At 66.7% G+C, this 12,619-nt stretch carries 10 protein-coding genes; all 10 read left to right on the top strand.

Features of this window, described 5'->3' with window-relative positions; translation table 11 throughout:
* The first annotated feature begins 60 nt into the window (after window positions 1-60).
* The 10 genes from AC5P9I_RS03520 to AC5P9I_RS03565 all read left to right on the top strand — a co-directional run bounded on the left by AC5P9I_RS03520 (window position 61) and on the right by AC5P9I_RS03565 (window position 12,608).
* Window positions 61-447 carry a RidA family protein gene (locus AC5P9I_RS03520; RefSeq protein ID WP_005410875.1) on the top strand — a complete coding sequence of 129 codons (387 nt, stop codon included), beginning with the start codon at window positions 61-63 and terminating at the stop codon, window positions 445-447.
* Between the two features lie 7 nt (window positions 448-454).
* The gene (recG, locus tag AC5P9I_RS03525; protein WP_064239113.1) at window positions 455-2,566 is read left to right on the top strand and encodes an ATP-dependent DNA helicase RecG; all 2,112 of its coding nucleotides are present in this window, start codon (window positions 455-457) and stop codon (window positions 2,564-2,566) included.
* Between the two features lie 323 nt (window positions 2,567-2,889).
* On the top strand, window positions 2,890-3,828 hold the full coding sequence (locus AC5P9I_RS03530) for a nucleoside hydrolase (RefSeq protein ID WP_130767779.1): 939 nt from the start codon (window positions 2,890-2,892) through the stop codon (window positions 3,826-3,828).
* Window positions 3,829-3,916: 88 nt separating this feature from the next.
* Complete coding sequence (locus AC5P9I_RS03535) at window positions 3,917-4,159, top strand: type B 50S ribosomal protein L31 (RefSeq protein WP_005410871.1); 243 nt, start codon at window positions 3,917-3,919, stop codon at window positions 4,157-4,159.
* 296 nt (window positions 4,160-4,455) lie between these two features.
* The gene (locus AC5P9I_RS03540) at window positions 4,456-5,733 is read left to right on the top strand and encodes a citrate synthase (protein ID WP_053461289.1); all 1,278 of its coding nucleotides are present in this window, start codon (window positions 4,456-4,458) and stop codon (window positions 5,731-5,733) included.
* 205 nt (window positions 5,734-5,938) lie between these two features.
* The gene (locus AC5P9I_RS03545) at window positions 5,939-7,000 is read left to right on the top strand and encodes a hypothetical protein (protein ID WP_130767780.1); all 1,062 of its coding nucleotides are present in this window, start codon (window positions 5,939-5,941) and stop codon (window positions 6,998-7,000) included.
* Between the two features lie 460 nt (window positions 7,001-7,460).
* Window positions 7,461-7,970 carry a CS1 type fimbrial major subunit gene (locus tag AC5P9I_RS03550; protein ID WP_130767781.1) on the top strand — a complete coding sequence of 170 codons (510 nt, stop codon included), beginning with the start codon at window positions 7,461-7,463 and terminating at the stop codon, window positions 7,968-7,970.
* 52 nt (window positions 7,971-8,022) lie between these two features.
* Window positions 8,023-10,749 (top strand): TcfC E-set like domain-containing protein, encoded by a 2,727-nt coding sequence (locus AC5P9I_RS03555; protein ID WP_130767782.1) that lies wholly within the window; start codon window positions 8,023-8,025, stop codon window positions 10,747-10,749.
* The gene (locus AC5P9I_RS03560; RefSeq protein ID WP_130767783.1) at window positions 10,746-11,879 is read left to right on the top strand and encodes a CblD like pilus biogenesis initiator family protein; all 1,134 of its coding nucleotides are present in this window, start codon (window positions 10,746-10,748) and stop codon (window positions 11,877-11,879) included. Before AC5P9I_RS03555 ends, AC5P9I_RS03560 begins: the two co-directional genes overlap by 4 nt.
* Window positions 11,880-11,897: 18 nt before the next feature.
* Window positions 11,898-12,608, top strand: coding sequence for a pilus assembly protein (locus tag AC5P9I_RS03565; protein WP_130767784.1), 711 nt, complete (start codon window positions 11,898-11,900; stop codon window positions 12,606-12,608).
* The last annotated feature ends 11 nt before the right edge of the window (window positions 12,609-12,619 follow it).

Here is a 12,619-nt window from a genome sequence, read left to right on the forward strand (position 1 = left end):
GATGCACCCCCAGCCGGTACAATCACCGCTCTGTTTTCCCCCAAAGCACCGGAGCGACCCATGTCCCGCCAGATCATCAACACCGAAAAGGCCCCCGCCGCCATCGGCCCGTACTCGCAGGCCGTGCGCGCCGGCAACACCGTGTATTTCTCCGGCCAGATCCCGCTTGACCCGGCCACCGGCGACATCGTCGGCGCCGGTGACGTCGAAGCGCAGGCCCGTCGCGCCTTCGACAACCTCAAGGCCGTGGCCGAGGCCGCTGGCGGCTCGCTCGACAAGGTCGTGCGCCTGGGCCTGTACCTGACCGACCTGGGCGAGTTCGCCAAGGTCAACGCGGTCATGCAGGACTACTTCCAGGCCCCGTACCCGGCCCGTTCCACCATCGAAGTGTCCGGCCTGCCGAAGGGCGCCAACTTCGAGGTCGATGCGGTGATGGTCATCGACTGACCGCCACGTGGCACGCAAGGCGGCGGTCACTCCGGTCCTGTCACCGTCCGGCGAAGCATCCCTGGCGATGCTCGCCGGCGTCGGTCCGGCCGTGGCCGCCAAACTGCAGGCGCGTGGCCTGGCCACCCTGCAGGATCTCTGGCTTCACCTGCCCCTGCGCTATGAAGACCGGACCCGGCTGACCCGCATCGAAGACCTGCGCAACGGCGTGCCGGCCCAGGTGGAAGGGCGGGTGGTCGCGGTAGAGCGCGGCATGCGCTACCGGCCGATGCTGAAAGTGGCGGTGGAAGATGAAGGGCAGGGCACCCTGGTGCTGCGCTTCTTCCATTTCCGCCAACAGCAGGTCGGCCAGTTCGCGGTCGGCAACCGGCTGCGCTGCTTCGGCACGCCCAAGCCCGGCCACCTCGGCCTGGAGATTGTCCATCCCAGTTACCAGGTGCTGGGGCGCAACGACGATCCTGAACTCGGCGACCGCCTCGACCCGGTGTACCCCACCGTCGAAGGCGTCGGCCCGATGACCATGCGCAAGCTGATCGGCCAGGCGCTGGACCGCCTGCCCGAGGAAAGCGCGCTGGAACTGTTGCCCGGCGGCTGGCTCGATGGCCTCGGCCTGCCGTCGCTGCGCAGCGCGCTGCTGACCGTGCACCGGCCACCACCGGATGCCGACCTGGCCGCGCTGGCCGCCGGCACGCACCCGGCGCAGCGCCGCCTGGCGATGGAAGAACTGCTGGCCCACCACCTCAGCCTGCGCCGCCAGCGCATTGCATTGCAGGCACACCACGCGCCGCCGCTGGCGGGCCCCGGCAAGCTGGCCAAGGCACTGCTGAAGCAGCTGCCGTTCGCCCTGACCGGTGCGCAGGCGCGCGTGTTCAAGCAGATCCGCGAAGACCTCGCGCGCCCCAGCCCGATGCTGCGCCTGGTGCAGGGCGATGTGGGTTCCGGCAAGACCGTGGTCGCTGCGTTGGCCGCGATGCTGGCGGTGGAGCAGGGCAAGCAGGTTGCGTTGGCCGCACCCACCGAACTGCTGGCCGAGCAGCACCTCAACAACCTGCGCGGCTGGCTGGAACCGCTGGGCGTGCGCATCGCCTGGCTGGCCGGCAAGGTCACCGGCAAGGCACGCGCGAAGGTGATGGCGCAGGTCGCCAGCGGCGAAGCGCAGGTGGTGGTGGGTACCCACGCGCTGATGCAGGAGGCGGTGGTGTTCCAGGATCTGGCTCTGGCCATCGTCGACGAGCAGCACCGTTTCGGCGTGCACCAGCGCTTGGCGCTGCGCGACAAGGGCGCGGGTGGCAACAGCGTGCCGCACCAGTTGGTGATGACCGCCACGCCGATTCCGCGCACGCTGGCGATGTCCGAATACGCGGACCTGGATGTGTCGGCCATCGATGAGCTGCCGCCGGGCCGCACGCCGGTACAGACCGTCGCCCTCAACAATGACCGCCGCCCGGAGCTGATCGAGCGCATCGCGCTGGCCTGCGAGGAAGGGCGGCAGGTCTACTGGGTGTGCACGCTGATCGAGGAAAGCGAAGAGCTGGATGCCACTCCGGCGCAGGCCACCTACGAATCGCTGCAGGCACTGCTGCCCGGCGTGCGCGTGGGGCTGGTGCACGGGCGGCTGAAAGCGGCCGAGAAGCTGGCGACGATGGTGGCCTTCAAAGCCGGCGAGATCGACCTGCTGGTCGCGACCACGGTCATCGAAGTGGGCGTGGATGTGCCGAATGCCTCGCTGATGGTGATCGAGAACGCCGAGCGCCTCGGCCTGGCCCAGCTGCACCAGCTGCGCGGCCGCGTCGGCCGTGGTTCGGCGGTCTCGCGCTGCGTGCTGCTGTACCAGGCTCCGCTTTCGCAGATGGCGCGCGAGCGCCTGCAGACCATGCGCGAAACCAACGATGGATTCGTCATCGCCGAGAAGGATCTGGAACTGCGCGGCCCCGGCGAGCTGCTGGGCACCCGCCAGACCGGCCTGGCCGGTTTCCGCATCGCCGACCTGGCCCGCGACGCCGGGCTGCTGCCCGGCGTGCACGCACTGGCCGAGCGCCTGCTGGAGCAGCAGCCTGCACTGGCCGATCGGGTGGTGCAGCGATGGATCGGCACCGCCGTGCGCTACGCCTCGGCGTAAGCACCCTGGGGTCAGAGCTCTTTGCGCAGTAATGGCCTCTGACCCCATTTCCGGCACGCTCATCCACGCACGGCGTGGATCTACTGTAGAGCCGAGCCAATGCTCGGCTGCTGTGCGCGCTGCGCGCGGGAGTCGAGCATGGCTCGACTCTACAGAGAGCTCTTCCCCGCCATCCGCGGGAAACCCGTTTTTGACGCTGCTGTTGAAGTTGCCGGCCAGCGGCCGGCACTACCGCGGGTGCAGGGCGCAGCCCTGCCGCCCCCCATACTTGCAACGGTCATCATCCCGGTCCACACTTCGTTGCCGATCTGAAGACGGCAACGATGACCCACAAGATCCCCCTGTTGATCGACACCGATCCCGGTGTGGACGACGCCCTGGCCCTGCTGATGGCCTTTGCCGATGAACGGCATGACGTGGTCGCCCTGACCATCGCCGCCGGCAATGTCGGCCTGCAGTACACGGTCCGCAACGCCCTCAAGCTCTGCGACATCGTCGGCCGCACCGACGTGCCGGTGTTTGCCGGCAGCCCGGATCCGCTGCTGCATCCTTCCGTTGATGCTGCCCACGTGCATGGCCGTGATGGCTATGGCGACGTGGACCTGCCGCCGCCCAGCCGCCAGGCCGAAGCCGAGCACGCCGCACTGGCGATCCTGCGCCTGTCACACGTGCATGCCGGCGAACTGATGCTGGTGATGCTGGGCCCGCTGACCAACCTGGCACTGGCGCTGAAGCTGGACCCGACCCTGCCCCAGCGCATCAAGCGCATCGTGGTGATGGGCGGCGCGGTCACCTGCCACGGCAACATCACTCCGGCGGCCGAATTCAACATCGCCTTCGATCCGGAAGCTGCGCACGTGGTGTTCACCGCGTTCAAGCACCTGCTGGTGTCGGACTGGGAGGCCACTGTTGCCCACGGCCTGCCGCTGGAAGAAGCCGAGAAATGGCTGCAGGCCGATTCCGATCGCGCCCGCTTCTACGAGCTGATCTCGCGCAAGACCCGTGGCCTGTCCGAGGACAGCAAGGGCGGGCGCTGGTACACCGCCGACGCGGTGGCCATGGCCTGGGCACTGAACCCGGAAGGGCAGCTGCGGGTCGAGTCGCGCCCGCTGAACGTGGAGCTGAACGGCACGTTCAGCCGCGGCGCCACCATCGTCGACTGGAACCGCCAGACCGGCCAGCCGGACAACTGCGATCTGCTGATGGCCTACGACCAGGCGCGTTTCGAGGCCCTGGTGCGCCAGGCCCTGGGCGCGGACTGACGTCCGTTGCCCGGCACCGGTTGCCCCGAGCGGCAACCGGTGCTTATAATGCCGCTCTTGACCACCAGCCCATTTACGGTGTGAGCCCATGAAGGCCGATATCCATCCGAACTACCGCGACGTCGTCTTCCATGACGTCACCTCCGATTTCAAGATCCTGACCCGCTCCACCATGGCGACGAAGGAAACCATCCAGTGGGAAGACGGCAACGAATACCCGCTGGTCAAGGTTGAAATTTCCTCGGCTTCGCACCCGTTCTACACGGGCAAGCACAAGGTCATCGACACCTCGGGCCGCATCGACAAGTTCCAGAAGCGCTACGCGCGCTGATCTGTCGATCCAGCTTCGAACCGACGGCCGCGCTCTGCGCGGCCGTTTGTTTTTCACCAACGCCAACCCAACGGGCGTTTGGATGGACAGAACACTGCGTTCGTGTGACAACGCTTTTGCCGATCCGGGCCGCTTGCTGGCCGGGTTCTGGCCGCCTGCCGTCTACGACTTCTGTCTAGCGCCGGGCAAATGCTGCTGTGCGATAATGGCATGATCCCCGGCACAGGCCGAGGACGTCATTCACGTGCCTGACCAATGCGCTTGGGCAGGCGCCTTCCCATGAAGGAGCGCACACAGTGTCCGATCTTGATCAGGTCACGCTCAACGCCGGCGATAAGTCCGTCGTTCTGCCCGTCATCAAACCCACCCTTGGCAACGACTGCGTCGACATCGCGAAGCTGACCAAGGAAACGGGGTTCTTCACCTACGATTCCGGCTTCACCGCGACGGCCAGCTGCAAGTCCGCCATCACTTACATCGACGGCGACAAGGGCGTGCTGCTGTATCGCGGCTACCCGATCGAGCAGCTGTCGGAAAAGTCGAGCTACGTCGAAGTGGCCTACCTGCTGATCAACGGCGAGCGCCCGAGCGCCGAGCAGCTGAAGGCCTTCACCGATGAGCTGACTGCCGAGGCCAATGTCGACGACTCGATCAACACCCTGATCGGCAGCTTCGCCAAGGACGCCCATCCGATGGCCATCCTGGCTGCTGCGATCGCGCAGCTGTCGGCCATCTACCACGACTCGCTGGACCTGTCCGACGCCGAACAGCGCCGCCAGGCCGCCGTGCGCCTGATCGCCAAGGTGCCGACCCTGTCGGCGCTGATCTACCGCCATGGCAAGGGCCTGCCGGCCAACAAGCCGGACACCTCGCTGGACTACGTCAGCCGCTTCCTGAAGCAGACCTTCGAGTCGGCTGACGGCCAGTACGATCTGAACCCGGACGTGGTCAAGGCGCTGGACCTGCTGTTCATCCTGCACGCCGACCACGAGCAGAACGCCTCGACCTCGACCGTGCGCCTGGTCGGTTCGACCGGTGCCAACCCGTACGCGTCGGTTGCCGCGGGTGTCACCGCGCTGTGGGGTCCGGCCCACGGTGGTGCCAACGAAGCCGTGCTGAAGATGCTGGAAGAGATCGGCACCGCCGACAACGTCGAGTCCGCCGTGGTCAAGGCCAAGGACAAGACCTCCGGCTTCCGCCTGATGGGCTTCGGCCACCGCGTCTACAAGAACTTCGATCCGCGCGCCAAGGTCATCGGCGAGATGACCAGCAAGGTGCTCAAGCAGCTGGGCGTGCAGGATCCGCTGCTGGACGTGGCCGTGAAGCTGGAACAGGCTGCGCTGCAGGACGAGTACTTCGTCGCGCGCAAGCTGTACCCGAACGTCGATTTCTACAGCGGCATCATCTACAAGGCGCTGCAGATCCCGACCGAAATGTTCACCGTCATGTTCGCCCTGGGCCGTACCTCCGGCTGGGTGTCGCATTGGCTGGAACAGCAGGTCGATCCGGAAATGAAGATCGGCCGTCCGCGCCAGGTCTACACCGGCAGCGACGTGCGCGACTACCAGGGCTGATCGCCCCGCGTAGGTTGTGCCGGAAGCGCCCCGCATCTGCGGGGCGTTTTTTTTTGCCGCCGCGCGGGTGGGTGCCAACCTGGGTTGGCACGCTCTCCACTGCGACAAGAGCGCGTGATTCAAGGGTCTCGCCAGCTTCACAAGCGCTCGCGCAGCCTCAGGGCGCCCGCTGCATCCGCAGCCCCTGATCCGGAGCATCCACTGCATGAGTACCCGATTCGATCCACCCGAGCGCGGCCCGCTCGGCCCCGAGGTGACCACCGTCGTCGCCGCCCCCATTGTTCCGCCCGCCAGCGAAAGTGCGGTGTCGTGGGGGGCAATCTTCGCTGGCGCCGCCGCCGCCGCTGCACTCTCCCTCATCCTGTTGATCCTCGGCGTGGGCCTGGGGCTGTCGTCGGTGTCGCCCTGGTCGTTCGAAGGCGTCAGCAAGGAAACCTTCGGCTGGTCCAGCATCGCCTGGCTCACCTTCACTGCACTGGCCGCCTCCGGCCTCGGGGGTTATCTGGCGGGTCGCCTGCGGACCAAGTGGACGCAGATCCACGGCGACGAAACCTACTTCCGCGACACCGCGCACGGCTTCGTGTCGTGGGCGGTGGCCACGCTGCTGACCGCGGGCCTGCTGACGTCGGCCATCGGTGGCGTGTTGGGTGCGGGGGCAAAGGTGGCCGGCGCCACCGCCGGCGCCGCTGCGTCCACGGTCGGCGTGGCTGCAGCCGGTGCCAGCGGCGCTGCGACGGCTGCACCGGAAGGTGACCTCGACTATTGGGTGGATTCGCTGTTCCGCAGCACGACCCACGCAGGGCCGGCCGATCCTGCAGCGCCGCCGCCGGGCGCACCGATGGACCCGAATGCCGCGCCGCCGGCACCGGGCGCCGGTCCACGCGACGCGCGCGTGGCCCCACCGCCGCGACCGCTGCCGGGCAACGGTCCGATCGGCGACCGCCGCGAAGTGCGCGCCGAAGTGAACCGCATCATCGTCAACAGCCTGCACGGGGAGGGCCTGGATCCGGCCGATACCCAGTACCTGTCACAGCTGATCGCGCGCGAGACCGGGATGAGCCCGGCTGAAGCGCAGGCCCGCGTGACCGATGTGCAGACGCGCATGCGTGCAGCGCTGGAGAAGGCCAAGAACACCGCCAAGCAGGCTGCCGACGATGCGCGGAAGGCGACCGCCTACGCCGCGTTGTGGCTGTTCATCACCCTGCTGATCGGCGCGTTCTTCGCCAGCCTCAGCGCCACCTGGGGCGGCCGCCGCCGCGACCTGTAATTCCACCTTTCCATGCAAGGAGACCTGCCATGAAGATGATTCTGCTCTGGTTGCTGGGCGTGCCGATTCCGCTGCTGATCCTGTACGCGATCTTCTTCTGATCGCACGCCACCGCACCGTGTCATCAGGCCGCCGAAAGGCGGCCTGATGCCATCCAGCAGATCCACGCCCTGCGTGGATGCCCACGGTAGAGTCGAGCCATGCTCGACTCTACAAATGCCATGCAATGAGGTTTCTTGCATTCAATCACTGAGGAAAGTTGCATAACTCTCAAACGTTGAGCACTTTCAAGAATTCTCCTTAACGTTCAACGTTTTAGGAATGCTTGAATGGCCTGCATGGCAATGGATTCCTAACATTCTCTCCGTCGCCCGCACCCATCCCCGCGGGCGGCGCTTCCCTCCCTTTTCTCCTTGGGGAGGGGAGCTTTCATATTCCCCCTTGTCCGAGAGAGACAACCATGCACGCCATTATCAAGAAGGCCGCGCTCGCTGCAGCGCTGGCTACTGCTTCGCTGTCCGCGCACGCTGTTGAAACCAAGATCTCCGTCTACGCCGACGTCGACCCGACCCTGGCGCTGCTGCGCGATGACGGCACCCCGCTGCCGGACCTGGTCACGCTGACCCACGATCCGCTGCGCGGCCTGATTCCGGACACCCAGCGCGTCCGCATCCACTCCAACGATGAAACCGCCGATATCGAGGCCCGTATCGACGGTCCATTCGTGCTGGCCAATGAGACCGGCGCCGTCACCGTGCCGATGACCATCAGCCTCAACAACCGCGCACTGGGTACCACTGCCATCGAGTACAAGGCGGCTGATCTGTTCACCGGCGCCGGCTCCACCCCGGGCGCCTCGATTTCGATGCCGTTGACCATTGCGCAGACCACGCCGGCGCCGATTGCCACCAAGGGCCGCTACGTCGGCATCGTCAGCGTTGTGCTGAACCAGAAGGCCACCACGCCGTAATCCCCGCGCCGGCCCGCACGCCGGGCCGGCCGCTACTGCAGCGGTACCCCCAATGACCCCACACGCCCCCGCCGTTACCCGGCTGGCGGTCGCGCTCGCCCTGGCACTGGCTGCTCCCCAGGCCGCAGCCCGCGGCGTCCCCGCCGGCTTTGAGGATCTGGTCGAAGGCCAGACCGAACAACTCGACATCCAGCTGTTCGGCCGCTCGGCCGGGCTGTCGCCGGTGCGCGTGACGCTGGAGCACGTGCAGCTGGAAGAACCGGCGCGCGTGCTGCAGGCTCTGGAGCTGCCGGCCGAAGCACAGGCGGCGCTGCTGCCGGCGTTGTCGCAGCCGCTGCCGCGCAACAGCCATCTGGCGTGCCGCTTTGGCGGGGCGACGGCGGGTTGTGGCTACCTCGATCCACCCGAAGACCCTGCTGCGGCGCGCGCGCTGTATGACGAAGGCGAGGGCGCGGTGCGCCTGTTCGTGGCGCGGCAGTGGATTCCCGGCGAGCCGGCCGCCGAGCGTTACCACACGGTCACGGCCAACGCCGAAAACGCCTTCCTGCACCAGCAGACGCTCAACGTCAGCGGCGGCCGCGACCATCAGGCGCTGTCCGCGCGCGGCGTAGGCACGCTGGGACTGTTTGATCGCGCTCACCTGTCCGCCGACTGGTACTACACCCAGCAACGCTACCGCAGCCGAAGCGACGACGACTTCCAGTTCGACAACGTCTATTACCGCCATGACCTGGGCCAGGCGCACTACCTGCAGGCCGGGCGCATGGACCGCCGCAACCTGTCCAGCCCGCAGGGCGGCACCTTCAGCTTCAGCATGCTGCCGCTGGACCGTTTCCAGGGCGCGCGCGTGGGCACCACCCAGGCCTATGTGGACACCGATGCCGCCGTGCAGGCCACGCCGCTGACGGTGCTGCTGGCGCGCGACGCACGCGTCGATGTGTTCGATGGCGAGCGGCTGCTGCAGACGTTCTACCTGCAGGCGGGCATCAACCAGATCGACACCCGCAATTTCCCGTTCGGCAACTACCTGGTGCGCATGCGCATCTACGAGGACGGTGTGCTGGTGCGCACCGAGGAGGCGCCGTTCGACAAGGGCGGCGACTGGACCAACAGCCAGTGGCAGTGGTTCGTGCAGGGCGGCCGCCGCAACGAGCGCCGCAGCGGCCGCTTCGATGGCGAACGCGTGGCGATGGCCGGCCTGCGCGTGCCGCTGGGCCGCGACGCCGCGCTTACCGCCGGTGTCGCCAACCTTGGCGGACACAGCTACGGTGAGCTGCGCCTGGACCTCCGCCACGTGCTGGCCACCCATGAGATGCGCGCCACGCTCAGCGGCATGCGGGGCAGCGACGGCAGCAACGGCCAGCAGCACCAGCTGTCGTACCGGCGCAAGGCGTCGTGGAATCTCTACCAGCAGCGCATGCGCGGCAAGGCCTGCCAGTTCGAGGCCGATGCACGCGACCAGCTGGGCTGCACCAACTCACTCAGCGGCTCGATATCGCTGCCGGTGGCCGGTGGCAATGTCTACGTGGGCTATACGCGGCGCCAGACCTGGCGCACCGGCTGGCATCAGCCCGGATTCGAGCAGGACCCGTTCTTCGGCCTGGAGCCATTGCTGCCGCCGGGCCCGCTGGAGCCGCGCCGCGAGCCGGTGCTGAGCCGCACCTGGCAGGCCAGCTTCAGCCGCAGCCATCGCTGGCAGGACTTCAGCGTGTCCACGCGCGTGGGCCTCTGGCAACAGCGCAGCACCGACAGCGTGCGCGGCAGCAACGAGCGTGACCGTGGCATCTACTTCAACTTGAGCCTGACTCGCCTGCAGCGCAACCATGACAGCAGTGGCCAGCGCCGCTACGCCGTGGATGTACGCCAGCCCCAGCATCAGCGCCCGGCCATCGATTACAGCGTAGGCCAGAGCCTGCGCCAGGAGCGGGATACGCACTATCGCGAGCTGAATACCGAACTGCATGCCAACAACAATGACCGCTACAGCGCCTCGCTGAGTGGCCAGCTGCAGAACGGCATCGGCAACACCACCGCCAGCATCGCGCACTATCAGCAGCGCGGGCGTGGCGAGACCGGCTACAGCGGCAGCCACAGCTCGGGCTTCGCACTGGGCCGCCGCGGTTTCTACTGGAGCGGTGCCAACGGCGCCGAGGCCGGCCTGGCCGTGCAGGTGGACGGTTTCGACGATGCCGACCTGCATGGCGTGGCCGCAGAACTGCAGGTGGGCGGGTTGCGCCGACAGCGTCTGCAGATCGGCGAGCGCCGGCTGCTGCCGCTGTCGTCGTACCAGTCGCATCGCGCCGAAGTACAGGACGCCAGCACGCTGGACAGCATTGCCGCGATCCGCGTGACCGGTGTGGGCGGTGCACGGCCGATGTTCCTCACGCCCGGCAAGCTGATGCGCTTGCCGGTGCCGATCGAAGTGACCTACACCTTCATCGGCAATGCCAAGGACCTGGCGGGGTCGCCGCTGGGCGGCGCCCGCATCCTCAACGCGCCGGTGCCAGGCACCAGCGCCAACGGCAGCTTCGTTGCCGACTTCCCGCGTCGCGAAACAACGCTGTACCTGCTGCAGGACGACCGCCTGCTGCATTGCCCGTTGCAGGTGCGCGAGCGCCGCCAGGTGGTGCTGCTGGTCGGCGCCGTGCATTGCGAGCCGCTGGCCGTGGCCCAGCTGCCGCCCGAGATCCGCCAGCAGGCCCGCGTGACCCGCCTGCTGCAGGAACGCGCGTTGATTGCCGCCACACCCCAGACCGCTGCTGCAGGAGGTACGCGATGAGCCGGCGTTGGTTGTTTGTGTTGATGCTGGTATGTGCGCTGGTGCTGGTGATGCCACGGGCGTGGGCGCAGTGGCCGCCGGAGACGCATCCGACGGACCAGAGCCGGGACATCGTGATGAGCTGGGATCGCTCCGCGGTGCCGGGTGATGTGGAGCTGTGGGCGCCGCGGACGGTGCTGGGGTTCAGTCACGACCTCGCGTTCAAGTATGGGCAGATCCATGTGGTTTGTGGGTCTGCTTCTGATAGTGAGTTTGGGCGGTGCCCGACGGAAAGTGAGCCGCGAATGTCAGTGGGAACAACTGAGATAGCGTTGCGCCTCGTTGATCTGAGGACTGGCCTGCGTACGGAAGTTCGTGCGGTAGGAAGCTTGCTGCGAGTTATGTCGGGTCCTCGCTGCAATATCGATTATTGGGACAGTCAGAAGCGCATTCTGAATGAAGCGTTCTGGTACGAATGTGTATCGGACGAACCGATCGGCACGGGTGCTGCGCTGACTATTCCAGCATCTGAGCTTGCCAAGCTCGTAGCTGGCCGCTGGCAGGCCACGATGCGCCTGAGCATCAAAGCCGATCCAACCGCGGCACCCGTCGCCACCGCCACATTCAACTTCGATTTCACCGTCACCGACTACGACGCGATCTCGATCTACTTCCCGGGCTTCGACGGCATTGCCCCACTGGTCAACATGGACCTGCGCTACGACCCCATCCGCAAGATGGTCGGCGGGTACAAGGAAGTGGACATGTGCCTGTACGACGGCGTGGGCTCGCAGAGCGAGTTTCTCGGCGTCACCGTGCGCGACAGCGGTCCACGACCACCACCAGGGCGTGACTACGCGGTCTGGCACGGGGACGGCGGCAGCGATGACACCCAGCGCCTGGACTACCAGGTCAGCCTGAAATACGGCGGCAACCGTCTGGCGATGAAGAACGGCGAGGAACAGCTGCTGCGCGGCATCGACAGCGCGCAGTTGCGGCTGGTGATGCTGCCGGGGATCAGCCAGCCCGTGTACTGCGTGCCCACGCCGCTGGTGCTGGAAACGCCGCCTACGCCCATCGCCAGCAAGCGGCCTGGTCTCTACGACGGCGAGCTGACTGTAGAGCTGCGCGTTCCGACTGCCAAACCCTGATCCCCACGGAGCCTCATCATGAAGAAGCTGCTGTTCTGTCTGTTGCCGTTGAGCGCGCTGCTGGCCCCGCCGACGGCACATGCCAACCTCTCCATCCATCCGATGCGCGCGGCCGTCGATACAAAACGCGGTACGCAGATCCGCGTCTACTCGCACTCCACTCAGCCGCAGTACGTGCAGGCGCGCCTGCTGCGCATCACAAATCCGGCGCAGGCTGGTGAGGAAGAGATCGAAGTCGAGGCGGCTGATGCCGCGGTTGCCATCACGCCTGGAAAGTTCGCACTCAGTGGTGGTGGCAATCGCCTGATCCGGGTCATCCCGCTGCAGTCGGTCGAGAAAGAAGTGGCCTACCGCGTCTACTTCGAGAGCGTCAGGGGCCCGGACGGAACCCTTCTCGAAGGCGACGAGCAGGCGGCGCAGGCCAACGTCGGCGTCAGCCTGGTCTGGGGCGCGTTGGTGAACGTGTTGCCCACCAACGGCAGTGTGGATCTACAACTGCAGGGTGACACCCTGCGCAACGTGGGGACCTTGCGGGTCGGCATTACAGGTTTGGCTGAGTGCAACGCCAACGGTGCATGTACGTCCCACGACTTTGCCAAGAGCCTGTACCCCGACGCGGAGCTGAAGCTGCCGTTCCAGCCGCAACCGGACAGCACCGTGCAGCTGCACTACCGCCTGTCCAAGGACGGTTACCGCGAACACACAACCACCCTGGCGCCGAGCGCCTGAACGTTCTGGCC

This window comes from Stenotrophomonas sp. YJH_SMC_29, assembly GCF_059371235.1.